The following is a 23,545-nucleotide window of genomic DNA, read 5'->3' on the forward strand; positions in this document are numbered from 1 at the left end:
TGCAGACGAGACGGCCGTGAACGAGACCATGCCGGCGGACATCCCGGGGCGCGGGGTGGACGCGCTGAGACAGTTGCGCGCCATGACGGCCGACATCTGCGATGTCGTTCCGCTCACCACGGAGGACAACTTCCATGTCACCACCGTGACGATGATGACCCGCAATGCGTTGCTGGTCGATACGCGCGCGACCGATCAGGAATACGACCGGACGCCTGCACACGTCGCCCGCGGTGCGATGGATCACTTTCAGATCACCTTGTGTGTCGAAGGCGAGATGCGGTTCAGCTCCGGCCGGCGCGAGGTGACGATGGGGCCTGGCGCCATCTGCCTGATCGACATGGCGCAGCCGAACCGGACGGTGTTGCGCGGCGGCGGCAGTCGTACCCGTCTGATGGCGATCATCCTGCAACGCGCCATGCTGGCACCACGGCTTGCTCATCCGGATTCGGCCACGGCAACCTTGCTGCCGTCAAACCATCCTCATACGCGCCTGCTTGCCAGCCATTACGCGGCGCTTACGCTGCCACCCGAGCCTGAGGCCGGCAGCGCCGAGGCCACGATCGAAGCGATCGCCGACATCGTTGCCGCGGCCGCCGGCGGGACCGCCGACATTGCAGCCGGAGTCGAACGCGCCGAGCGGCATCTTTATCTTGCGATGATCAAGCGCCGCATCGCGGACAATCTCGAGACCGACGCGCTCACCGCAGACGAGTTGTGCCGCCACTTCCAGATCTCGCGCGCGACCCTCTATCGGCTGTTTGAGGCGGATGGCGGGCTCTCGCACTATGTGAGGGAGCAGCGGCTCAATCTCGCTTTCCGCCAGCTGATATCGCCGTCCGCGGAGGACACGCGGCTGATCGACCTCGCCGTCGGCATGCGCTTCAGCAGCGATTCCACCTTCATTCGCGCATTCCGCCGCAAGTTCGGCTTGACGCCGGGCGAACTGAGGGAGCTGGCCGACAATTGGCTCCGCGAGACTGGTGCGGTCCCGACCATCGACACGGTGCTGCATCAACTGGCCCGCCGCCGCACCTCGTAGCCATGAAGCTGCGACGCTCGACACCAGTATCGCAACGTTCGGCCTTGGCGCCCGGATTTGTCGCCCGCGCTCCAGTGGGATATGACTTTGAGCACGGCCGGATGTTTCGGTCCGGCCGGGAGCGTTCCCGTGCCTGACGAGATCAAGCTTGTCCTCTTTGATATGGACAATGTCCTCTGCGAATACGACAGAGGAAGGCGCGTCGCGTTTCTGGCGGAGCTTGCGGGGACCACCAGTGAGTTCGTCTACAAGGCGATCTGGGAGAGCGGATTCGAGCTTCTCGGCGACTCCGGCACGCTCGATGCCGCCGACTATTTGCGGGGATTTGGCGAGCGCATCGGCTATCCCCTCTCGCTCGATGAGTGGGTGGAGGCGCGCCGCCGTTCGATGAAGGCCGATCGCGCGATGCTGGAGATTGCGCGCCGCCTGCATGAGACCATCGATGTTGCCGTCCTGACCAACAATACCACGCTGGTCGCCGACCATATCGACGCGCTGCTGCCGGAATTGCGTCCGCTGTTCGGCTCCCGCATCTACACGTCGGCCCGGTTTCAAGGCCGCCAAGCCGGACCCGCGCTGCTATCGCCTCTGCCTGTCGGAGCTACAGACGACGCCGCAGACCGTTCTGTTCGTCGACGACCTCGCGGCAAATGTCGCCGGCGCGCGGGAAGCGGGCCTCTTCGCGCATCATCACACGTCGGTGGAGGCTTTCCGGCAGGCCCTTTCGGCCCACGGCCTGCTCAGGGACGGATGAACGGGCGCACCGCCTCGCGCGACGTCAGGCGAGATGGCACGCCACAAAATGGCCGCCCGCCCCTTCCCTCAGTACGGGCGCGCTTTCCGCGCAGCGCGGCTGGGCGATCGGGCAGCGGGTGTGGAAGTGGCAGCCGGATGGCGGCTTCATCGGGCTTGGCACGTCGCCCTTGAGGCGAATGCGTTCACGCTTGAGCTTGGGATCGGGCACCGGCACCGCCGACAACAGCGCCCTGGTGTAGGGATGCTGCGGATTGCGGTAGAGATCGCTCGCTTTCGCCAGCTCGACGATCCGGCCGAGATACATCACGGCGACGCGGTCGGAGATGTGCTCGACCACCGACAGGTCGTGCGCGACGAACAGATAGGTGAGGTTCAGCTCGGCCTGGAGATCCTCCAGCAGATTGATCACCTGCGCCTGGATCGAGACGTCGAGCGCGGACACCGGCTCGTCGCAGACGATCAGCTTCGGCTCGACCGCGAGCGCCCGCGCGATCACGATGCGCTGGCGTTGGCCGCCCGAGAATTCGTGCGGGTAGCGGCGCATGTGCTCGGCCTTGAGGCCGACCTTCACGAGCAGGCTGGCGACGCGCTCCTCGCGCTCCTTGGCCGACGACCCGAGCTTATGGATGATCAGGGCCTCACCGAGGATGGCGCCGACCGTCATGCGCGGATTGAGCGAGGCGAACGGATCCTGGAACACCAGCTGCATGTTCCGCCGCATCGCGCGCAAATCATTGCCGCTGAGCTGGCGCACGTCCTGGCCGTCGAACACGACCTCGCCGTCGGTCGGCTCGATCAGGCGCAGCACGCAGCGGCCGGTGGTGGACTTGCCGCAGCCGGATTCGCCGACGAGGCCGAGCGTCTCGCCGCGGTTGACCGAGAACGAGACCCCGTCGACCGCATAGACGCTGCCGACCTGGCGCGACAACAGGCCGCCGTGCACGGGGAAATATTTCTTCAGGCCGCTGACGCGGAGCAAGGGCTCGGTCATGCCGTGCCTCCCAACTGCGTATCTCCGAGGTGACAGGCCATGCGATGGCCGGGCGCGATCTCGCGCAGCAGCGGCTCCTTCTCGGTGCAGACGTTCATGGCAAACTTGCAGCGCGGGGCGAAGCGGCAACCGACCGGCGGATTGATCAGGATCGGCACCGAGCCGCCGATCGCTTCGAGCCTTGTCTTGTGCTCGCTGTCGAGATCGATGCGCGGGATCGAGCGGATCAGCCCCTGGGTGTAGGGATGGCCGGGATTGCCGAAGAGGTCGTCGACGAGCGCTTCCTCCACCACCTTGCCGGCATACATCACGACGACGCGCTGCGCGGTCTCGGCGACGACGCCCATGGCGTGGGTGATCAGCATCACCGCCATGCCGAAGCGCTCCTTCATGTCCTGCAAGAGGTCGAGGATCTGCGCCTGGATGGTGACGTCGAGCGCGGTGGTGGGCTCGTCGGCGATGATCAGCTTCGGCCTGCAGGCAAGCGCCATCGCGATCATCACGCGCTGGCGCATGCCGCCTGAGAACTGGTGCGGATAATTGTGCACGCGTCCCTCGGCGTTGGGGATCTGCACCAGCTTCAGCATCTCGATGGTGCGCTCGAGCGCCTGCTTCTTCGTCACCGCTTCATGGCGGCGCAGGCTCTCGGCGATCTGCTCGCCGATGGTTAGCACCGGATTGAGCGAGGTCATCGGCTCCTGGAAGATGAAGCCGATCTCCTTGGCCCTGATCTCGTCGAGTTGACGGCTCGTCAGCGGCACGAGATCGCGGCCCTCGAAGATGATCTGGCCCGCCGCGATGCGGCCCGGCGGCATGGCGATCAGCTTCAGGATCGACATCGCGGTCACGGTCTTGCCGCAGCCGGATTCGCCGACGACACAGAGCGTCTCGCCCTTGTTGATGGAGATGTCGACACCGTCGACGGCCTGCAGGATGCCGTCGTCGGTCGAGAAGTGGGTTTTCAGCCCTTTGATTTCCAGCAGCGGCGCCATCAGATCACCCGTCGCGCATCGAGCGCGTCACGCAGGCCGTCGCCGATGAAGTTGATGGCGACCACCGCGATGAAGATCGCGCCGCCCGGAAACAGCGCCCAGTGCGGGCCGATGTCGAGGAAATCCTTGGCGTCGTACAAGAGCCGGCCCCAGGTTGGCGTATCCGGCGGAAAGCCGAGGCCGAGGAAGGACAGCGTCGATTCCGCGATGATGGCGGCAGCCACGTCGATGGTGCCGGCAATGATCACGGGACCGAGCGCATTGGGCAGGATGTGCCGCACCACCTGGCGCACCGGACTTGCGCCGAGCGCACGGGCGGCCTCGACGAACTCCTTCTCGCGGATCGACAGGAACTGCGCGCGCACCAGCCGCGCGACCGGCATCCAGCGCAAGCCGCCGATCACGAGCACGATCAGGATGAAGATGCCGCCCTCGGGACCAAACATCTGCTTCAGCCCGTCGCGGAAGAGATAGATCAGCAGCAGCAGCAGCGGCAGTTGCGGCAGGGACAGGAAGAGATCGGTGAGCCACATCAGGCCGTGACCGAGCGCGCCGCGCGACATGCCGGCGAGCGCGCCGATCAGGACACCGATAAAGACGGACACCAGCATCGCGGCAAGGCCGACCGCGAGCGAGATGCGGCCGCCATAGATCATGCGGGCCAGGATGTCCTGCCCGAGATCGTCGGTGCCGAACGGATGGGCAAGCGACGGCCCCTGCATGCCCGCCACGATATCGATGTCGTCGATCTTGACCCGCCAGACGAAGGGGCCGGCCACCACCGCCAGGATCAGAATGAGGAGCAGAAACGCACTGACCACGGCGAGCTTGTGGCGGCTGTAGCGCCGCCACATCTCGCGCCAGGGCGAGTAGACGCGCCGCTCAGCGGAGGGAGATGCGAGGGTCAAGCCAGCCATAAAGGACGTCCGCGATGAGATTGAACAGCACGACGAGGCACGCGAAGACGAAGGTAACGGCCATCACCACCGGCGTGTCGTTGGAAAGGATGGAGGAGATCAGCAGCGAGCCGATGCCGGGGATGCGGAAGATCTGCTCGGTGACGATGGCGCCGCCGAACACGGCCGGCATCTGCAACGCAATCAGGGTGACGACCGGGATCATGGCGTTGCGCATGACGTGCTTGACGATGACCGTGGCCTGCCCAAGCCCCTTGGCGCGCGCCGTGGTGACATAGTCGAGCCGGATCACGTCGAGCATCGCCGAGCGAACGAAACGCGTCATCGACGCCGCCTGAAACAGACCGAGCACCGCCACCGGCATGATCGCCTGCCGGATCATCTCCAGCACCCAATGGATGCCGGTGCCCTTGATGTCGGTCGTATAGACGAAAGGCAGCCAGTCCAGCGTGACCGAGAAGATAAGGATGAACAGGATGCCGGTGAAGAAGGTCGGCAGCGAGAAGCCGACGAAGGCGAGCGTATTGGCGATCTGGTCGAACAGCGAATAGGGCTTTGTCGCCGCATAGACCCCGACCGGGATCGCGATCAGGAGCGCCAGGATCTGCGCCGAACCGATCACGTAGAGCGTCGCCGGCAAACGCTGGAGGATCAGCGTGTCGACGTTCATCCGGCTGACGAAGGAGAAACCCCAGTCACCGTGCAGCATGGCGTTGAGCCAGTGCAGGTAACGGAGGTGGATCGGATCGTCGAGGCCGAACTTGGCCCGAAGTGCGGCCTGCACCTCGGGCGGGACGTTCGGGTTCGTCGCCAGTTCCGAGAACGGATCGCCTGGCGCAAGCGCCAGCACGACGAACAGCACGACCGAGATTCCGAGAAGACTCGGAATCGCGATCAGGAGGCGACGCAGGACGTACTGACTCATAGGGAAAGACCCCGTCTAGAGCTGGGGGATCATTCCTCGCGATACCAATCGTGCAGATTGTCGGTTTCGTTGGCCCAGCCGCTGATGATAGGACGCAGATTGTTGGCCGCCGCTTCCACCTTTAGGCGATGCTGCGCCGGGATGAACACGGTGTCCTGGAACATGAGATCGTTGGCCTTGATATAATGCGCCGCGCGCTTGACCGGATCCATTTCGCCTTCGGCTGCTTCGATCGCTGCGTCATAGTCCTTGTTGACCCAGCGCGGGAAGTTCGTGCCCTGCCACTTGTTCTCCTTCGTGGCGACGTTGGTCGACAGATAGCGGCGCATATGCTGAGACGGATCCGGCTGGCTCAGCGGGATCTGGAACATCTGGAGATCGGCGTAGAAATGCGCGTAGGTGTCGGGGTTGGCGACATCGGAGGAGAAGAACACGGACGCCACCACCGACTTCAGCTCGACGTCGATGCCGGCCTTCTGACAGGCCTGCTTGACGATCGCCTGGGTCTTCTGACGCGGTCCGTTGATCGAGGTCTGGTACAGAAGCTTCAGCTTCTTGCCGTCCTTCTCGCGGATGCCATCCGCGCCGGGCTTCCAGCCGGCGTCGTCGAGCAGCTTCGAGGCCTTCTCGATGCTGAATTCCCAGGTCGTGTTCTTGGAGACGAACTTCTCGGGACCGTTGAGGAAGTTGGCGGTGGTGCGGCCGGCGCGGCCGTAGATCGCCTTCTTGATGGACTCGCGGTCGACCAGCATCGACAGCGCCTTGCGTACCGCCGGATCGGAGAACAGCGGATGCTTGGTCTTCATCGAGGAGCGCTCGCCATCGACCTCGGTGTTCGGATCGGTGAAGTTGAGCGCGATGAATTCGGTGTCCCCGCCCACGGCATAAACGGTCTTGCCCTTGCCGCCCTTTTCGAGGCGCAGCAGCACGTCGTCCTCGACCTGGATGTTCCATCCGAAATCATATTCGCCGGTCTGGATCACCGCGCGCGCCGCAGAGACGGCGTCGCCGCCGCCCTTCATCTCGACCGTGTCGAAATAAGGCCGGTTCGGCATGTGGTAATCGGGATTGAGCTGGCCGCGGACGAGATCGCCCGGCTTGAACTCGACGAACTTGTAGGGGCCAGTGCCGACCGGCGAGAGGTTGGTGGGCGCTTCCCGCGATTTGGACCCCTTGTAGTCGGCGAACAAATGTTTGGGGATGATGGTGTTGGGAGCCCCGACAAAGGCGTCGGCCCAGAACGGCGTCGGCTTGTTAAAGAGGATGCGAACCGTGAGGTCATTCACCTTCTCGACCGTGATGTCGCGGAGCGTCGCGATGGTCAGGGCGGAGGTCGCGGGATCCCTGGCGTATTCCCAGTTGAACACGACGTCATCGGCGGTGAACGGCTTGCCGTCATGCCATTTGACGCCTGGTTTGAGCTTCCAGGTCACCGACTTGCCGTCGGCGGCGAGGCCGCCGTTCTCGATCGAGGGAATTTCGGCCGCCAGAACCAGCTTCATGTTGCCGTCGGGATCCCAACAAGCGAGGGGCTCGTAGAACAGGCGCGCGCCGTCCTGGTCCTTGGTGCCGGTGGCGAAATGCGGATTGAGCAGGGTCGGCCCCTGCCACCACAGCAGCTTCAGCGCACCGCCGCCGCCGCGCTTGGTCGGCTTGTAGGTCTGGGCACCTTCCGCCATGGCGACGCCGCCGAGCGCGAGGATCTGGTTGGCGAGGGGTGCGGTGAGGCCGACCGCGGCCATACGCATGATGAAGGCACGGCGGTCCATCCGGCCGTCCTTCACGTCACCGATCATCGAACGCAGTTCTTTATCCAGCATGGTTGTCCCCCGTCTGGTTCCCGTATGGATGCAGGCAGCCGCACCGCGGCCGCCGGGTTTTGCTGGCGGTAGATGGCACACCGAATAGGCCGCGCGTCAACTGCGACCATGTGTATGCAAACGGTGTTCTGGCTGTCTGTTGGGCAAAACTCTGTTCCGCAGCCCAAGCGTTCGGCAATCCGGCGCTAAATCGCGCCGGAATCCACGTTGCACTGCGGAAAATTTGTTCGCGGCATCAGACGAAGTATCGAGGCGAAATTCTACGCCACGGACATGGTCAGCGGCGGCGCGACGTGGTCCGGCAGCGGGCAGACATAAGGTGTCTTGGCGGTCCGCTTCTGCAAGTCCGCTTTCGCGGCCTTAATCAGCTCCGGATCCGTCAACGCCTTGATGCCGATCCCGGCCATCGCCTTCGCCGCCTGCACCATTGCCTTATGAGCGTGTCCGCTCTTGCCCTGCGCCACCACCTGCCAGGTGTGGAACGGCGTGCCGATTGCAACCGTGGGTGCGTGAACCTGCACGGTCGGCACCACCCAGCTCACGTCGCCGACGTCGGTCGAGCCGACCAGCGGGTTGCGCTTGGCATCGAGCGGCACCAGGAAGTCGGCCAGCGGCCGATCAGTCGGCTCCATGCCGATCGCGTAATAGACCGACGCGATGTCCTTGTCGGTCAGCGTGGCGCGGATCTGGCTGGCAAAGCCCTTGTCGGCGTCGTCGAAATGCGGCGGCCCCAGCTCTTCCATCACCCGGTGCAGCGCCTGCTCCAGCGGCGTGTTCGGCAGGATGTTGGAGACCGCGGAGATGATCTTCATCTCGACCTTGGTCTCGGTCATCAATGCCGCGCCTTCCGCGATCTTGCTGACGCGTCCGACCAGCTCGTTCATGCCGGGCAGATCGCGGGCGCGGATCGAATAGCGCACGCGCGCATGCGCCTGCACCACGTTGGGGGCGATGCCGCCGGTGTCGAGCAGGGCGTAATGCACGCGCGCGTCGCTCGGCATGTGCTCGCGCATGTAGTTCACGCCGACATTCATCAGCTCTACTGCGTCGAGCGCAGAGCGGCCGAGATGCGGCGAGGCCGCCGCATGCGAGGTGCGGCCGGTGAAGATGAAATCCGCGCGCGTGTTGGCAAGCGACGGCGTCACCGCGACTTCCCAGAAGCTGTGCGGATGCCAGGTGATGGCGATGTCGGCGTCTTCAAACGCGCCCGAGCGCACCATGAAGGCCTTGGCTGCGCCGCCCTCTTCCGCCGGGCAGCCGTAATAGCGCACGCGGCCGGGCACCTTGTTCTCGGCGAGCCAGTCCTTCATCGCGGTCGCGGCGAGCAGCGCCGCGGAACCAAGCAGATTGTGGCCGCAACCGTGGCCGTGGCCGCCGGTCTCGACCGGACGGTGCTCGGCGACGCCGGCCTCCTGGCTGAGGCCCGGCAACGCGTCATATTCACCCATGAAGGCAATGACCGGACCGCCCTCACCCCACTCGCCCATTACCGCGGTCGGGATGCCCGCGACGTTCTCGGTGATACGGAAACCCTGGTGGCGCAGCTCGGCGAGATGCTCGGCGGCGGACCGCGCCTCGGTGTAGCACACCTCGGGCATGCCCCAGACCCTGTCGCTGAGGTCGATGAAACGCGCCTTGATCGTGTCGACGCCACGCCAGATGTCGCTGCGATTATCCATGCTTCGGTCCGTGATCTCTTGGTCAAACGAAGCGGCAATGGTTAGCAGCTTCATTGCACCCCGCCTAGCACGTCGCGGGACAGCAGCCATGCGGCCGGTGCTGGATCGCGCGGCCGCTTGCCACCTGTGCGGGCGTCCTGTGCCTGTCGAAGATTTCACGCGGCGATCTCCGGAATAGTTGGGAACGAGGCTTTCAAGACGGCCTCCTCCAGCCTAAATTATGAGTGCTTCGCGCGTCGTTCCGCCGGCCAAGGCGGAGCAATGCTCTCAGCCAGGAGAACTCCATGCCCGCCCTGACCGAATGGAGAGTGCCGCCGGCCAATCAGCCGCGCGCGAGCGATTACGGTTTCGATCTGGACCGTTCGCTCGCGTCCGTCGTCGGCCTGCACGCCATCATCCCGCCCGATGCCTTCAGTGCCGAAACGCTGGGCACCGAACGCGCCGGCAACGGCGTCGTGATCGACAACGGGCTGGTGCTGACCATCGGCTATCTCATTACCGAGGCGGAATCGGTGTGGCTGCATCTCGCCGACGGGCGCGTCGTCGAGGGGCATGCGCTCGGTTTCGATTCCGTCACCGGCTTCGGCCTCGTGCAGGCGCTCGGTCAGCTCGACGTCGAACCCTTGCCGCTCGGCAACTCGGCGAAAACAAGGGTCGGCGACCGCGTCGTGGTCGGCGGCGCCGGCGGGCGCACGCGCTCGGTCGCGAGCCAGATCGTGGCCAAGCAGGAATTCGCCGGCTACTGGGAATATCTGCTGGACGAGGCCGTGTTCACCTATCCCGCGCATCCGAACTGGGGCGGCACGGCGCTGCTCAACGAGCGCGGGGAGCTGATCGGCATCGGCTCGCTGCAGCTCGAGCGCGAACGCGAAGGCAAGGCCGAGCACGTCAACATGATCGTGCCGATCGACCTGTTGAAGCCGGTGCTCGACGATCTGCGCAAATTCGGCCGCGTCAATAAGCCGTCGCGCCCCTGGCTCGGGCTCTATTCGACCGAAATCGACAACCGCCTGGTGGTGATCGGGATCTCCACCAACGGCCCGGCCGCGCGCGCGGAGCTGAAGACCGGCGATGTCATCCTTGCAGTGGACGGCGAGGAGGTGACGAGCCAGACCGCCTTCTACAAAAAGATGTGGGCGCTCGGCGCCGCCGGCGTCGACGTGCCGCTCACCGTGCATCATGAAGGTGTCACCTTCGACGTCACGGTGACGTCGACCGACCGCTTCAAGCTCTTGAAGGCGCCGAAGCTCCACTGACGAGATCGAACCGACATCAGGCAAGGAAGCGGCGATGACCGAGGCCGTCGTTGACGACATCGTGACCGTGCTGCCGCCGTTGCTCAACGCGCTGGAAGCACTCGGCTTCTTCACCCGGAATCTGCATCCGCCGGCCTTTGCCTCGGTGATGAATGCGATCGGCGCGCCCGACGCGGCGCTGCAGGCGGCGCACGCTGCGATTGGTGCCTGGCCCGAGCAGTTCACGGGGCTGCGCGAGCGGCTCGACCGCGCCTGCAACGAGACGATCGCCGCCTTTGCCGCCATACGCGAGGTCGAGCGCGGCAATGGCGATCTCGTCGCGGTCTTCCGCGCGCTGCGCCATCTGCCTCGTGCACAGGAGGCGCTGTATCCGCTGTCGACCCAGTTCCCGCCGGTGAGCAGCTTCTTCCTCAACGCCGCCAATCGCGAGAATGACGATCTGCTGGCGCGGCTGGAAGCCGGCGCGGGCGAACACGCCGGCATCTTCCACGACCACAACGAGCCCGGCAGCCGCGGCGGCTTCTCGGTCTATGTGCCAGAATATTACTCGCCGGAGCGCGCCATGCCGCTGGTGATGGCGCTGCATGGCGGCAGCGGCAACGGCCGCGGCTTTCTCTGGAGCTGGCTGCGCGATGCTCGCTGCCTTGGCGCGATCCTGGTGGCGCCAACCGCGACCGGCCCGACATGGGCGCTGATGGGCGACGATAGCGACACGCCGAACCTCATGCGCATTCTCGATACGGTGCGCAGCCGCTGGACCATCGACGGCTCGCGCCTGCTGCTGACCGGCATGAGTGACGGCGGCACCTTCTGCTACGTCACCGGGCTCGACGGCGCCTCGCCCTTCACGCATCTCGCGCCGGTGTCGGCGACCTTCCATCCGCTGATGGCGGAGATGGCGGACGCCGTGCGCCTGCAGGGACTGCCAATCTTCATCACCCACGGCAAGCTCGACTGGATGTTTCCGGTACAGACCGCGCGCCAGACGCAGGCGGCCCTCTCCGCCGCCGGCGCCGATGTCACCTATCGCGAGATCGACGACCTCAGCCACACCTATCCGCGCGAGATCAACGCAGAGCTGCTGGAGTGGCTGAACCGCGGATGAACGGGTCGTCCTTATCTGCGCCGTACTGCCGCGGAACCATCACTCCGGGCCGACGTTATCGCCCGTCACCGGAGGTTCGCAGATGCAGACGTTTTTCGGAATGATTTTGGGCGCGCTACTGCTCGGTTGCGGCGTATACGTCTATGACTCCATGCAGACGTCGTCGGTCGCCAATGGCGAGGTCGCGACGACCAATCGCACCATCGTGAACTGGGACGTCGCCAAGGCCGACTGGGATGCGCTGCGCGATCGCGCGCACAAGGACTGGGTCCGCATCTCGTCGAAGTAACGACGCCGTATCACGAACAAGGCGCCGTCGCGGGTCCGCGGCGGCGCCTTTGTGTTGACGGCGATCGATCCGGTCGCGTCAGTTCATCTTGGCCTTGCGGGCATCGGCGATGACCTGCTCGAACTCGGTCATGCTGAGCACGCCCGGCACGCGATACTTGCCGACGATGAAGGAGGGGGTACCGCTGAAGCCGAAGGCTTCGGCCTGCTCGTTGTTGCGCTTGAGGACGGCGTCGATGTCATTGGCGCGGTCGGTGAGATCGCGCTTCAGGCGGTCCATGTCGACGTCGGCGGCCGCGAGCAGCTCGTTGATGCGCGGCTCTGTCAGGCGCGAGCTGACACCCATCATGGCGTCATGCGCCTGATGGTACTTGTCTTGGAATTTTGCCGCGAGCGCGATCCGCGCCGCGGTGACCGAGACCGGCCCGAGGATCGGCCAATCCTTCATCACCAGCCTGACCTTGCCATCGTCCTGGACCACCTGGCGCAGCTCCGGCTCGAGCTTGCGGCAATAGGGACAGTTGTAGTCGGACCATTCGATGATGCTGATGTTGCCGTCGGGATTACCGGCGACGGGAACATCGGGGTCGCGCAGCACCTTGGCTTCGGTCAGCACCTCGTCATCGGCGGCGGCCGCGCGCGCAGAGGTGATCCGACCTGCCGCAAGGGCACCCGCCCCGATCAGCGTCAGCGCCGCACGCCGCGTCGCCACGAGGCCCTTGTTCCTGAATCCAGCCATATCTCGTCCCGTTTCGGTCCCATCGCTGCAAATACGGTTCGCGACCGGGAACTGTTACGCGTCATATAGAGCGTTGCGGGCGCGATGTCATCGCCATGCTATGCGCGGATCGCCGCCGGCGCTGGCGAAGCCGCCGCGCGGGGCAGCATCGCCATCAGCGTCCCGGTCATGGTGGCGATCAGCGTGGTGTTGCCCTCGTGCTCGGCAAAGGCCCTCGCCTCGCAGAAGGTCAGCGTCCGGCCGGGCTTGACCACCTCGGCCTTGAAGACGAAGCGAGTGCCGCGGGCGGGTGCCAGCAGCGTGGTCTTGAACTCGACGGTCAGGATGTCGGCCTCGCGCGGCATCAGGGTGAAGGCGGCGACACCGCAGGCATTATCGAGGCCTGCCGTGATGATGCCGGCATGGATAAAACCGTTCTGCTGCGTGAAGGCCGCCGAATGCAGCATTGCCAATTCGACCTCGCCCGGCGCGAGGCGGACGATCACGATGCCGAGCGTGCGCATCGCCGGCTGGCCGTCGAACATGGCAATGGCGGCAGCGCGATAGCCCGGATTTTTCGGCTCGAACGCGGCCATGGCTCAGGCCTCGGCCGGCTCGGCAAGATGTTGCAGAGCGACCGCGCGGATCGCATCCGTGAACGGCGCCGACTTCCGCTGGCTGCGGTCCATATGCACGCCGGTGATGTCGCAGAACGCGGCGATCTCGCCAGTCTCGGCATTGGTCATGTCGTGCCGGAAGCGGATCGACTTGTCGCGGACCTCCAGCAAATGGCTGCGGATCTCGACGATGTCGCCGGCGAGCAGCTCCCGCCTGTAGGTGATGTTCTGCTGGACGGCGGCCATGCCGCGGCCGGAAGAGCGCAGATAGCTCGGCGTCAGCCCGAGGCGGGCGAACAGATTCCAGTTGGCCTCGTCGAATTTTCCGACATACCACATGATGTTCATGTGGCCGACATGATCGCACTGCCACGGATAGACCGTGCCGCGATAGGTCGCCTCCTGCATCGCAATTCCTCCTGCCGTTTTTCCGCCCTCTGATCATTGATACGGTAGCGTATCAACGCCTCCGCGCGTTAGCAATACGGTACCGTATCAAGAACCGGTGAGGCTTCCTTCATGAACGACGGCAAGGGCGATGTCTGGGTCGAGGCAGGGTTTACCGAGCTCGCCCGCTCGGGGGTCGAGGGTGTCAGGGTCGAGGTGCTCGCCAAGAACCTCGGCGTCACCAAGGGCGGCTTCTACCGCCGCTTCGCCGACCGTGCCGCGCTGCTCGATGCCATGCTGGAACGCTGGCGCGAGGGACGTGCGGCGTCAATCGCGCAGCAGACAAGCCTCGATGGGCAAGAGCCCCGCGAGCGGCTGAAGGCGGTGATCCAGCTCTATTCCGAGCGGCTCAATCCGGAGGGCATGGCGATCGAGCTCGCGATCCGGCAATGGGCCCGCTCGGACGAAAACGCCGCCGCGGCGGTCGCGAGCGTGGACGCGGCGCGGCTCAAGCACGTCGCCGAGCTTTATCGCGCGACCGGCCTCGAGGCCGAGGCGGCCGAGGCGCAGGCCTTCCTGTTCTATTGCTTCATCTTCGGCCAGAGCTTGCTGTTCGTCGAGCGCGGTCCACGCAAACGCTCGCAGCTCGTGGCGAAGTCGGCCGAGAAGCTGCTCGACTAGCGAAATGGCCGGAGCTTTGCTCCGGCCATCGCATCATGTCGAAGCTCAGGCGGCGCCCTTCAGCTTCTTGTTGCACTCGCTGTAATAGCCGCCGCCCTTCTCGATCCACTTCATGCCGCCATTGCCGTTGGTGGTCTTGTTGGCGTTGTACTGGTCGACGCAGGTGTGGAGGCGGGCCTTGCCGGCGGTCTCCTTGGCGTATTTCGGGTCGACCGCATTCGGATAGATTGCGGGTCCGGCCGGCAGGGTTGGCGCGGCAGCGGGGGCCGCCTCCTTCTTCGCCTGCTTCGGCTCGGCAGGAGCGGCGGGCGCAGCCGGAGCAGCGGCGGCCGGCGCGGCGGCAGGCGTCGCATCCGCTCCGCACTGGGCCTTGCGGAAGTCATTCCACTTCGTTGTGCCAAGCGAGCCGTCCTTCTTGGCGGCCTGGTATTTCGCGCTGCACTCCTGCGAGGTCAGCGCCTGCGCCGGCGCGCTCGCGACCAGCGCGGCAAAGCCCGTCAATGCAACCGCACACAGCAATTTTGATTGAATGGTCATCCTTGGTCCTCCTCCTTGGTCTTCCCCGACGGAAGCGAAACGAGGATTGCTATCCTAGCGTGCCGCCCGGCCGCGACAAGGAAGCGATGGCTCCTGCCGCCAAAATATAGTGATCCCCCGGCTCGGATTATTCATGTCGCGTTCAGCAAGGCGAGCCGACGTTCCCAACCCTCCGCAATCTCGCAAGAGTGCACCACCATGACCTTCACGTCTCGCCTCGCCATCGTCGCCCTGACCTCCCTGCTCGCCACCGGCACCGCCTTCGCGCAGACCGCCACGCCGGCTGCCAAGACCGACGCCAAGACCACAACTGCCGCCGCCCCCGCCGACAAGAAGGCGTCGAAGGAGCGCTCGGCGGAGTCGCTCGAATGCTCCAAGCAAGCGGACGCCAAGGCGCTGAAGGGCAAGGAGCGCAAAAAATTTCGCCGTGAGTGCATGAAGGAAGCGAAGGCCGGCACCGCCGCCCCCGCCGCCCCCGCCGCCGACAAGAAGTAAATCCGTCACACTACGGCTCGCGAGCATCCGTGAGAGGCGCGCGCATTGCGGCATGACGAAGCTGCAATTGTGTGCCTCTCGCTGATTTGCGATAAGGTGGCGTGAAGCAAATCACCGCCTCCCTGCCGTTCGAATGGCCAAGCCGTGCCAAGATCTTGAGCACGGTGGAGACGCTCGTCATCGGCACCGTCGGCGGCCTCGTGTTTCTGGTCGCCGGACTTCCCGGGGGACTGATCTCGGGCTCGATGATCGCGGTCGGGATCGCCGCGATCGCCGGCCGCCAGCTGGCGCTGCCGCCGATCCTGACCCAGACCGTGCTGGTGCTGCTCGGCATTTCACTGGGCTCGGTCGTCTCGCGCCACCTGCTGCAACAGGTCAGCGCCTATCCCCTCACCATCGGCCTGCTTGCGCTCGCGACCTTCTGCTCGACCTTCGGCTCGAGCTATTACCTCCAGCGCATTCATGGCTGGGACCGCACCTCGGCCTTCCTCGCCGGCAGCCCCGGGGCGCTGTCGCAGATCACGATCCTGGCGGTCGAGCGCGGCGCCGACCTGCCCGGCATCGCGGTGGTGCAGACCATGCGCGTCATCATCCTCACCGCGGCGCTACCGATGGTGCTCGCGTTCGCGGGCGTGGCGCCCTCCGTCGCACCGTCGCTGACGACGACGATCGCCTCACCGCTCGAGCTCGTGGAGCTGGTCGCGGCCTCGCTGGCCGCGGCGCTCCTGCTGCGGCTGATCAGGTTTCCGGCGAGCTGGATGTTCGGCGCGATGATCGCCTCCAGCGTGCTGCATGGCGCAGACTGGGTCGAGGGCGGCCTGCCGAACTGGGTGCGCGGCGTGGCGTTGATCGGCATCGGCGCATTGATCGGCAGCCGTTTCGCGCGGATGCGGATCAAGACGCTCGCCGGCCACATCCATGCGGCGCTGGGCTCGTTTGCCGTGGCCATCGCCGTCTCCGCCATCTTCGTCGGCATCATCGCGCTCACCGCGCAGGTGAAATTATCGGATGTCGTCGTCGCCTTCGCGCCGGGCGCGATGGATGCGATGCTGGCGCTCGCGCTCACGCTGCACATCGACCCGATCTTCGTCGGCGCCCATCATTTGTCGCGCTTCGTGTTCGTGACGATCGCGACCCCGGGCATCGTGCACCTGTTCGGCCGCACGCAGGACGATGTGGATGATTAGCGAAGCGCCGCAGTCGTAGCGGAGCTCCGGTCTCGTAGGATGGGCAAAGGCGCGCTAGCGCCGTGCCCACCATGCTCCCGCACTATCGCTAAAAATGGTGGGCACGCTTCCGCCATCGCTCTTCGAGCTACGGCGGACAAGTCGCTTTGCCCACCCTACGGCGCTTGCCTAGCGCTTCGCCGTCCGCAAAAATCCCCACCGCCGCGATCGCGGCCATCAACAGCGAGATCAGCACATTGTAGCCGGCGAGCGAGAGACCGAGGAAACGCCACTGCACCTCGTCGCAGCGCACCACCTTGACGGTATCGAGCTTGGACAGCAGGTCGGCGGCATTGCCGAGATTGATGACGGGACCGGAGCAATCGGTCGGGCCCTTCCAGAACCCCCATTCGACGCCGGAATGGTAGGTGCCGAGGCCGGCATTGGCGAGTGTCGCCAGCGCGAGGATCGCAAGGCCCGCGAGCAGCAGCGGCCGCGGCGCCCCGCTCCGCGCCGCAAGCGCCGTGAGCACACCGACCGGGATCGCGAAATAATAGGCGTAGCGCTGCTCCAGGCACAGCGGACAGGGCAGGATCTCCAGCACGAGCTGGAAGAACCAGGCGCCGGCGATGGTCGCGGCGGCAATCAGCGTGACGAGCACCGAGGCAGTCAGCGCGGGACCGGTCCCAGCCGGCCTGAATGCAGGTATTGCGGCACTCTGGGTCGTCACGGCAGCCTCTTCCGATGGGGTCGCTTTCTTAAGGCTCTAACCCCGGCCCAGGCGGCTGTCGAGAACGGCCGGGATCACTTTGGCGCGGGTTGACCCTGCCCTGTCCATGGCTATAGTCCGCCCGCTTTGCGAGGCCCTTTCCAGGGCCGACCGGGAGCCCCTGTGGCGGAATTGGTAGACGCGCTCGACTCAAAATCGAGTTCCGCAAGGAGTGCTGGTTCGATTCCGGCCAGGGGCACCAGCCTTCGCTGCTTCGCAGCTACGGCTGGGCGAGCCAGGCTCCAGTCTATCCATGCGAAGCAGGGAAGGCTGTCCCGCCGAAGCCTTGGCGAAGGCGGACTAGATCAACGAATCCGGTATTTCCCTCCCCTTCCAATCGTCACATCCCGCCTGTATAAACCGGTAGCTTCTTCTGTAACTCGAAGGAGCTCACATGAACGACCTGCATACGTGGCTTTCGCAACAGCACCACGGCCTGCGCACCTTCCGGACATTTCAGCAAAAGCTCGAGACGCTCGGCCGGGACGATCCCGCCCAGCGCGGTCTTTGCCGCCTGTTGAGCGGCCTCGTCGGCAGCTATGTCGAGGCCTTTGACGAGGAGCCGCTGCCGGTCGAAATCGCCGATGGCGCATATCAGCGTCTGCTAACGCTGGTCGAGAGCATCGATCTTCACGGCGACGCCGACCGCCGGCTCGCCGACATCAACCGCGTGGCGGAGAGTGAGCTCTGGCGGTGAGAGGCGGCACGGCCGTCGCCATCGCCCCGGCTTGATCACGAGAGACGCGTGTAGGTCGTGTTCATCGTGTAGTCCTTGCGTGGACCCGATACGACATGACGGACGACGAACGTTCCATCCGGCCGAAACATGTAGGCCGACTGATAGTCGTCGTGCTTGCAAAGATGGCTCGCACGTCCGCTCAGCACTCCCCCGGAAGATGCGGACAGTGAAATCTCGTGAAACAGCCGCGGCGGATCTTCCCTGAAGAAGACCTTGAATCCTCCGTCGCTGTTGCTGAAGACGTATTCGCGTTCGGCCTGCACAATGGTGCCGTTCGCGAGCTTCAGATGTCCCTGCTCACGATAGGCCAACCGCCCCCCGTCCAGTGGCGTGAAGATCGCGATACCCTGCATCGTAGCCTGGCCTTCGATGACACGGTCGAAGGACCACGAGCCGATCAGCTTTTTCGTGACGTCCGAGGCGTCACCCCAAAAATCGATCATGACTTCGTTCATATCTTCAGACCTGCACATCAACCAACCGGTCCAGCCTCACAGGACCCGCAGCCGGGAGTTCGACTTCGGCGAGCCGATACCTATATCCTACCGCAACGAAATGGTGATGCAGTGAGCAGCTTTGATGGCCAGGAGACGCACGACGGAAGCGGACGCCGACGACCTCCCCCGCTATTTCGTCTGGGTCCGGGGCCTCGAGGGCCCCGAGCCGCAGAAATGGATGGCGATGGATTTCGGCATCGGTGACTGGAAGCGGCCGCAAGTGCTGGCCTTTCTGGAGCTGCCGGAAGGCGAACGGCACCTGCCGCTGTCGGCGCTGGCGCGCCGCTATCCGCCGCCGCGGGTGGAGACCTAGCGCTCTCTCACTTCCCCCTCGCCGCGGTCGGCGTCAACCCAAACCGCCTGCGGAAGCAGCGGTTAAAATAAGAGAGATCGTTGAAGCCGCAGGCAAAGGCGATGTCGCTGATGCGGCCCTCGCGGTGCGCCAGGAGGTCGGCGGCCTTGCGCAGACGCAGCTCAGTGAGGCGGGTGGTGAAGCTGGCGCCGGCCTCGAACAGCAGTTCGTTGACGTAGCGCTCGGAAAGGCCGGCGGCGGCGGCAAGCTTCTGGGCGGAAAAACCCGGCTCGTGGAAGCGCGCCTCAAGAATCGACAGCACGGCCTTGAGCCGCACGACGCGCAGGCCCCCGCGTCGCGCGGCAGTGGCGATATCGCTGCGGGCACCGAGACCGATCGCGGCAAGGTCGAGCAGATGGCCGGCGATCGCCATGCCGGCCTCGTCGGCGGCCGTGGGATTGCGGAGGAGGAGATCGCTGTAATCCATCGCCAGCGACAGCGCGCCGCCGGGCTCGAGCTCGCAGCCGACGAGATCGTCGATGTCGGCGACCATCGCGCGCAGCGTATCGACCGGCAGATGCACGTTGGTGAAACGCTTTTGGCTCGCGCCGTCGGCCGCGAAGAACGGCTCGTCCAGCTTGAGCAGCACCATCGCTCCCGGCCGCATGGTGAATTCGCGGCCACGATGGATCACCTGAGACGGAAGATCTCCGGTGTTGCGCGCGAGGCAAAAGCGGTCGTCGCCGGTCTCGATCACCTGGCGCTTCTCGCGCCGGACCGTGACGAAGCTGCCGTCGCAACGGCCGAGCATGGTGGTGCCGATATGGATCGAGTTCATCGTGGCGCGAAACGGCACGTCGGACGCCGGATCGAGCTCGCCGGTGTTGGAGAAATGCTCGAACAGCTCCGCGAAGCGGATGAAGCGCTGCCGGTCGGACAAGTCCTGCGGCAGCATCTCGGTCGAGAGCGACTTCCTGATGACGGACATCGAGAACGACTTTTCGAGAATGGCTTTTCTAAGTTCTTCAAAAAAAGACTTGGCGCTCGCTGAACCTCGCACGCCAAACGGACGCCCGCAGAAGACCAGCATACCGCAAGCTATCAGCACGCCAACGTGAATCAAGCTGCGCCGGTCAGTCCAAGCTGCGACGGCGCTGGCGCCGGTCAGTCCAAGACGCCCCGCACAGGCGGGCCCTATTCAGGCCGCGGATGCGGCATCCCGGCACAGACGGGACTGCATCCGGGCAAACGGGCGGCCCCAGCCTGACGCCCGCTGGAGGAGACAACGACATGCGAACCTCTCTACCCCGCAGCCTCGTGCTCGGCGGCGCCATCGCGACCAGCCTCTGCATCGGTTACGCGCTTGGCGCGCAGCCGCACATGGACGAAGCCATCGCGATCCTGCAATCGGCCCGCGCCGAGCTCGGCAAGGCAGAGCCGAACAAGGGCGGTCATCGCGAGAAGGCGATCGGGATGATCGACCAGGCGATCGCCGAAGTACGCGCCGGCATCGCGTTCGCCGCCGGCCATTGAAGCAACGGCATTCGGGAGGAAGACATGATACGCACCCTGTTTGCCACGGCTCTCACGCTCGGCGCGATCACGGGCGTTGCCCAGGCCATGCCGCTCACCCTGCTCAACGCAGCCGCGAACGGCGACGTCATCGCGGTCGCCGGCGGCTGCGGCCCCGGCTGGCACCGCGGCCCCTATGGCGGCTGCCTCAGGAACTACGCCAACCCCGCCGCGCATGCCTGCCCGCGCGGCTACCATATCGGCCCCGGCGGCGCTTGCCGCGGCAATGGCAGGTAGGAGCTGAACATTCCGCCTCTCCCCGCTCGCAGGGGAGAGGCGTCCGCCGACATCGCGCCTCTCGCCACCGGCACCAGCAAGACCAAACGTTTTCGTAACCGTCATGCCGCGGCGTCCGACCGCGGCAGGGCGGCGGCGCGATCCCGCTTGCTACCTCAACGGGACTATGCACAGAATGCACCTGTTTTCATAACGCAACCATTGATTGAAATCGTGGAGTACTGAACGGCTCCGGCCTGAAGTGCTTCACCGTCGATTGCCAGAGGGGCCCCATGACCCACCATGATGGCGCGCAGAATGGCGATTCTGCCAGACCCAAGCACACGCATGACGATGCAAGCGCCGGCGGGCCGACCGCCACCACCCTGTCGAAGCGCAAGCTGGTGCTGTTCGCCGACGGCACGGGCAACGCGTTCACCGCCCAGGAATCCAGCGTCTGGCGGCTCTATGAAGCGCTCGACCACACCCAGCCGGACCAGATCGCCCACTACATCAAGGGTGTCGGCACCGCCGGCTGGGCGCCGCTCGCAGCCATCGACGGCGCCACCGGCATCGGCGTTCCCTCCAACGTCCGCAAGCTCTACCGCTTCCTGTGCTGGAACTGGCGCGAGGGCGACGAGATCTACATCTTCGGCTTCAGCCGCGGCGCCTTCACCGCGCGCACGCTGGCGGCGCTGATCGCGAGCCAAGGGTTGGTGCCGGCGGAAATCAAGGGCGAGCCGGTCTCGCATGCCGAGATGGAGCGCAACGCCATGTCCGCATGGCGGGAATACCGCAAGGAATCGGTGGGCTATCGCAGCCTGCCGACGATCTGGATTACGCGCTGGATTCGCGACCTGCTGCTCATCATCTACCATTTCGTCTGCGGGCACCGCTCCTATTGCACGGTCCGCAAGGCCATGGCCGGCCGCAAGAACGTCAAGATCGAATTCCTTGGGCTGTTCGACACGGTCGAGGCTTTCGGCGTACCGATCGAGGAGCTGCGCGTCGCGATCGACTGGGCAATTTGGCCGATTTCGTTCCGCAATCACCGGCCCTCGCGCAAGGCGAAGCACATCTGTCACGCGCTCGCGCTCGACGACGAGCGCACCACCTTTCATCCGCTGCGGATCGACCAGAGCCGTCTAGCGAATGACCAGACTGTCAAGGAGGTGTGGTTCGCGGGCGTCCATTCCGACATTGGCGGCGGTTACCCGGAATCCACCCTCTCCTTCGTTCCGCTGGTCTGGATGACCGAGCAGCTCGGTGGCCAATTGCGCTTTCAGAACGGCACGATCGAGCGTTTCCGCGAGTATCAATCGGCGATCGGGCCAAAGCACGATTCACGCAGCGGCGCCGCCGTGCTTTACCGCTACGGTCCGCGGCCGATCCTCGAAGGCGATGTGAACGGCGGCAAACCGGTCGTTCACTTCGCCGTGGTCGAACGAATGCTGTTCGGATGCGACGATTATGCGCCGATCATGCTGCCGGCGAACGCGCGGGTGCTGATGCCCGACGGAAGCATCAAGGAGCTCACCAACGACGGCGCGCACCAGGCCATGCATGACGCCTACGCGAAGAAAGCGAGGCGTCCGATAAGCAAGGAGGAATCCGACGCCTTCACTGGAATGAAAGCGCCAGACGCGGACATGGCGAATCTGGCGCGCGGCGCCGTGTGGTGGCGACGCGTGGCCTATTTCGCGCTCCTGATCATGACGGGCATCATTGCCGCCTGGCCGTGGATCGCCCACAAGATCATAGATACATCCGGCAAGAGCCTGCGCGATTTTGTCAGCAACATCGACTGGGGTTTCAGCGCCATACTCGGCTCCGTCGCGAACCTGCTCAAGAACGTGTTGCCCTCCTATGCGGGGCCATGGCTCAATATCGCACTCTATTATCCTGTCGCGACCTCACTCGTCGTGCTGGTCACGTGGTGGGTCTGGAGCATCAACGCCTCGCTGCGTGATGGCATCCAGGAGCGGGCGCGGCTCGCCTGGTACCGGCCGGAACGGAAGGCGAGCGCAAAAAACCTCAGCCGGATGAGTTGGTTGTTCAGGTTTGGCGGTTTGATGCAGCGAAATGCGCGGTGGATGAGCTTTCCGTTCACCAAGATCATCTTTCCCGTCGTCTCCATCGTCGTCATCTACGCCGCGGCCTTGCTGATCGCCTCGAGCAGCTTCTTCACCTGGCGCGTCGCGACCGGACAGGTTTGTGAAGCCCCGGAAACAAAAGCCGCAGAGGCGCAGAAAAAGGGAGCGAACGTCGCGATAGACATTCCGCCAGCCAAGCCGGTGGGCGACAACGCGCTTCCTGCGACCGAGCTTTTCAACGTCAACCAGTTCTGCTGGGCAAGCAGGCTCGCCGTGGAGAAGGGCCGCAAATACCGGGTCTGGATCGATATCGACCAACGCTGGTTTGACCGTACGATCATGACCGGCGTCAACGGATTCCAGACCTACGAAAACCACCATTACCTCGCTCTCCCGACCCGGCGACTGTTCGGCGCGGACTGGTTCCAGCCGGTCGTACGCGTCGGCGAGAAGGGCCTGAACGATCGGCCGCTGCAGGCCATGAACGTGATGTCGGCAGATGAACTGCCGCGCCGCATTGACCCGACCCTTCCCGAGGAAAATGCTCAGGATGAGCCAAAAAACAGATATCCCGTCCGCATCGAAAGCGCTGAGGAATCGAGCACGGACGATGCGGCGAAGCTGACGAAACTCAAGGCCGATATCGCGAAGATGGGCACATTCGATGCGCTTCCGCCAGACGAGTCGGCACGCAAGGTCTGGGACACGCAGAAACTTGCAGACCGGATGGTGGCCGAATTCACCGCACCTGATTCCGGCGAGCTGTTCTTCTACGTCAACGACGCCGTGCAGATCGTCCCGGGCTTCCTGCGATGGCTGGCTCCGGCAAAATACGCCGACTATTTCGGGCCGGACGAACAATACTACAAGAACAACAGCGGCACGGCGCGGATCACGGTACAGCGTCTGCCCGCGCCGCCGACGCCATCGGCTGCGGCAAAGCAGTAGGCGCCGGCCACAACGGAGCGGAAGAGTGACAACGCCCCCATGATTAT

25 protein-coding genes, 1 tRNA gene and 1 pseudogene are annotated in these 23,545 nt (G+C 64.8%); 14 read left to right on the forward strand and 13 right to left on the reverse strand.

Going from position 1 to position 23,545, the window contains the following annotated elements; all coding sequences use genetic code 11:
• Positions 1-16 precede the first annotated feature (16 nt).
• Both ACVJ5M_RS00295 and ACVJ5M_RS00300 read left to right on the forward strand, forming a co-directional pair.
• Positions 17-1,042: a helix-turn-helix domain-containing protein gene (locus tag ACVJ5M_RS00295; RefSeq protein WP_063985813.1), complete on the forward strand. Its 1,026-nt coding sequence runs from the start codon at positions 17-19 to the stop codon at positions 1,040-1,042.
• A 101-nt stretch (positions 1,043-1,143) separates the two neighbouring features.
• A pseudogene (locus ACVJ5M_RS00300) lies at positions 1,144-1,796 on the forward strand (HAD family hydrolase).
• Positions 1,797-1,820: 24 nt separating this feature from the next.
• Here the strand turns inward: ACVJ5M_RS00300 and ACVJ5M_RS00305 are convergent.
• The 6 genes from ACVJ5M_RS00305 to ACVJ5M_RS00330 all read right to left on the reverse strand — a co-directional run bounded on the left by ACVJ5M_RS00305 (position 1,821) and on the right by ACVJ5M_RS00330 (position 9,122).
• Positions 1,821-2,789 carry an ABC transporter ATP-binding protein gene (locus ACVJ5M_RS00305; protein ID WP_063985815.1) on the reverse strand — a complete coding sequence of 323 codons (969 nt, stop codon included), beginning with the start codon at positions 2,787-2,789 and terminating at the stop codon, positions 1,821-1,823.
• A complete protein-coding gene (locus ACVJ5M_RS00310) occupies positions 2,786-3,781 on the reverse strand; it encodes an ABC transporter ATP-binding protein (RefSeq protein ID WP_014491616.1) in 996 nt (331 codons plus the stop codon). The genes ACVJ5M_RS00305 and ACVJ5M_RS00310 overlap by 4 nt, the downstream gene beginning before the upstream one ends.
• Positions 3,781-4,698, reverse strand: a complete 918-nt coding sequence (locus tag ACVJ5M_RS00315) for an ABC transporter permease (RefSeq protein ID WP_014491615.1) — start codon at positions 4,696-4,698, stop codon at positions 3,781-3,783. The genes ACVJ5M_RS00310 and ACVJ5M_RS00315 overlap by 1 nt, the downstream gene beginning before the upstream one ends.
• The gene (locus tag ACVJ5M_RS00320; RefSeq protein WP_063985816.1) at positions 4,664-5,623 is read right to left on the reverse strand and encodes an ABC transporter permease; all 960 of its coding nucleotides are present in this window, start codon (positions 5,621-5,623) and stop codon (positions 4,664-4,666) included. Before ACVJ5M_RS00320 ends, ACVJ5M_RS00315 begins: the two co-directional genes overlap by 35 nt.
• A 29-nt stretch (positions 5,624-5,652) precedes the next feature.
• The gene (locus tag ACVJ5M_RS00325) at positions 5,653-7,443 is read right to left on the reverse strand and encodes a peptide ABC transporter substrate-binding protein (RefSeq protein ID WP_063985817.1); all 1,791 of its coding nucleotides are present in this window, start codon (positions 7,441-7,443) and stop codon (positions 5,653-5,655) included.
• A 260-nt stretch (positions 7,444-7,703) separates the two neighbouring features.
• Complete coding sequence (locus ACVJ5M_RS00330; protein WP_063986732.1) at positions 7,704-9,122, reverse strand: M20 family metallopeptidase; 1,419 nt, start codon at positions 9,120-9,122, stop codon at positions 7,704-7,706.
• Positions 9,123-9,406: 284 nt separating this feature from the next.
• Between ACVJ5M_RS00330 and ACVJ5M_RS00335 the strand changes: the two genes are divergently transcribed.
• From ACVJ5M_RS00335 to ACVJ5M_RS00345, 3 genes are all read left to right on the forward strand, one after another.
• Positions 9,407-10,378, forward strand: a complete 972-nt coding sequence (locus ACVJ5M_RS00335; RefSeq protein WP_063985818.1) for a S1C family serine protease — start codon at positions 9,407-9,409, stop codon at positions 10,376-10,378.
• 34 nt (positions 10,379-10,412) lie between these two features.
• On the forward strand, positions 10,413-11,483 hold the full coding sequence (locus ACVJ5M_RS00340) for a carboxylesterase family protein (protein WP_063985819.1): 1,071 nt from the start codon (positions 10,413-10,415) through the stop codon (positions 11,481-11,483).
• Positions 11,484-11,565: 82 nt separating this feature from the next.
• Complete coding sequence (locus ACVJ5M_RS00345; RefSeq protein WP_028159206.1) at positions 11,566-11,772, forward strand: hypothetical protein; 207 nt, start codon at positions 11,566-11,568, stop codon at positions 11,770-11,772.
• A 78-nt stretch (positions 11,773-11,850) separates the two neighbouring features.
• On the opposite strand, the gene ACVJ5M_RS00350 is transcribed toward ACVJ5M_RS00345, so the two are convergent.
• The 3 genes from ACVJ5M_RS00350 to ACVJ5M_RS00360 form a co-directional block, all read right to left on the reverse strand.
• Positions 11,851-12,510: a DsbA family protein gene (locus tag ACVJ5M_RS00350; protein ID WP_063985820.1), complete on the reverse strand. Its 660-nt coding sequence runs from the start codon at positions 12,508-12,510 to the stop codon at positions 11,851-11,853.
• 98 nt (positions 12,511-12,608) lie between these two features.
• Positions 12,609-13,085, reverse strand: a complete 477-nt coding sequence (locus tag ACVJ5M_RS00355) for a PaaI family thioesterase (RefSeq protein ID WP_063985821.1) — start codon at positions 13,083-13,085, stop codon at positions 12,609-12,611.
• A 3-nt stretch (positions 13,086-13,088) separates the two neighbouring features.
• The gene (locus ACVJ5M_RS00360) at positions 13,089-13,514 is read right to left on the reverse strand and encodes an acyl-CoA thioesterase (protein WP_014491606.1); all 426 of its coding nucleotides are present in this window, start codon (positions 13,512-13,514) and stop codon (positions 13,089-13,091) included.
• Between the two features lie 111 nt (positions 13,515-13,625).
• Here ACVJ5M_RS00360 and ACVJ5M_RS00365 point away from each other — a divergent pair, with 111 nt between their 5' ends.
• Positions 13,626-14,174 carry a TetR/AcrR family transcriptional regulator gene (locus ACVJ5M_RS00365; protein ID WP_028159202.1) on the forward strand — a complete coding sequence of 183 codons (549 nt, stop codon included), beginning with the start codon at positions 13,626-13,628 and terminating at the stop codon, positions 14,172-14,174.
• Positions 14,175-14,219: 45 nt separating this feature from the next.
• On the opposite strand, the gene ACVJ5M_RS00370 is transcribed toward ACVJ5M_RS00365, so the two are convergent.
• Positions 14,220-14,711, reverse strand: coding sequence for a hypothetical protein (locus ACVJ5M_RS00370; protein ID WP_063985822.1), 492 nt, complete (start codon positions 14,709-14,711; stop codon positions 14,220-14,222).
• Positions 14,712-14,909: 198 nt separating this feature from the next.
• Between ACVJ5M_RS00370 and ACVJ5M_RS00375 the strand changes: the two genes are divergently transcribed.
• A complete protein-coding gene (locus ACVJ5M_RS00375) occupies positions 14,910-15,206 on the forward strand; it encodes a PsiF family protein (protein WP_354098059.1) in 297 nt (98 codons plus the stop codon).
• Positions 15,207-15,307: 101 nt separating this feature from the next.
• The gene (locus ACVJ5M_RS00380; RefSeq protein ID WP_063985824.1) at positions 15,308-16,393 is read left to right on the forward strand and encodes an AbrB family transcriptional regulator; all 1,086 of its coding nucleotides are present in this window, start codon (positions 15,308-15,310) and stop codon (positions 16,391-16,393) included.
• Positions 16,394-16,520: 127 nt separating this feature from the next.
• On the opposite strand, the gene ACVJ5M_RS00385 is transcribed toward ACVJ5M_RS00380, so the two are convergent.
• Positions 16,521-17,102, reverse strand: coding sequence for a disulfide bond formation protein B (locus tag ACVJ5M_RS00385; RefSeq protein ID WP_456679230.1), 582 nt, complete (start codon positions 17,100-17,102; stop codon positions 16,521-16,523).
• 156 nt (positions 17,103-17,258) lie between these two features.
• Between ACVJ5M_RS00385 and ACVJ5M_RS00390 the strand changes: the two genes are divergently transcribed.
• Positions 17,259-17,343, forward strand: a tRNA-Leu gene (locus tag ACVJ5M_RS00390).
• 192 nt (positions 17,344-17,535) lie between these two features.
• On the forward strand, positions 17,536-17,838 hold the full coding sequence (locus tag ACVJ5M_RS00395; RefSeq protein ID WP_028147344.1) for a hypothetical protein: 303 nt from the start codon (positions 17,536-17,538) through the stop codon (positions 17,836-17,838).
• Between the two features lie 35 nt (positions 17,839-17,873).
• On the opposite strand, the gene ACVJ5M_RS00400 is transcribed toward ACVJ5M_RS00395, so the two are convergent.
• Positions 17,874-18,323 (reverse strand): DUF6314 family protein, encoded by a 450-nt coding sequence (locus ACVJ5M_RS00400; RefSeq protein WP_231143670.1) that lies wholly within the window; start codon positions 18,321-18,323, stop codon positions 17,874-17,876.
• Positions 18,324-18,459: 136 nt separating this feature from the next.
• Between ACVJ5M_RS00400 and ACVJ5M_RS00405 the strand changes: the two genes are divergently transcribed.
• A complete protein-coding gene (locus ACVJ5M_RS00405) occupies positions 18,460-18,690 on the forward strand; it encodes a hypothetical protein (protein ID WP_063985827.1) in 231 nt (76 codons plus the stop codon).
• Positions 18,691-18,697: 7 nt separating this feature from the next.
• Here ACVJ5M_RS00405 and ACVJ5M_RS00410 read toward each other — a convergent pair whose 3' ends face one another.
• Complete coding sequence (locus ACVJ5M_RS00410) at positions 18,698-19,657, reverse strand: AraC family transcriptional regulator (protein ID WP_063985828.1); 960 nt, start codon at positions 19,655-19,657, stop codon at positions 18,698-18,700.
• A gap of 302 nt (positions 19,658-19,959) precedes the next feature.
• On the opposite strand from ACVJ5M_RS00410, the gene ACVJ5M_RS00415 reads away from it, so the two are divergent.
• The 3 genes from ACVJ5M_RS00415 to ACVJ5M_RS00425 all read left to right on the forward strand — a co-directional run bounded on the left by ACVJ5M_RS00415 (position 19,960) and on the right by ACVJ5M_RS00425 (position 23,498).
• On the forward strand, positions 19,960-20,202 hold the full coding sequence (locus ACVJ5M_RS00415; protein WP_063985829.1) for a hypothetical protein: 243 nt from the start codon (positions 19,960-19,962) through the stop codon (positions 20,200-20,202).
• A 24-nt stretch (positions 20,203-20,226) separates the two neighbouring features.
• On the forward strand, positions 20,227-20,478 hold the full coding sequence (locus ACVJ5M_RS00420) for a GCG_CRPN prefix-to-repeats domain-containing protein (RefSeq protein WP_063985830.1): 252 nt from the start codon (positions 20,227-20,229) through the stop codon (positions 20,476-20,478).
• A gap of 272 nt (positions 20,479-20,750) precedes the next feature.
• Entirely contained in the window at positions 20,751-23,498 is a 2,748-nt protein-coding gene (locus ACVJ5M_RS00425; RefSeq protein ID WP_283017753.1) for a DUF2235 domain-containing protein, read from the forward strand.
• Positions 23,499-23,545: the final 47 nt, after the last annotated feature.

Source organism: Bradyrhizobium sp. S3.7.6 (assembly GCF_054061875.1).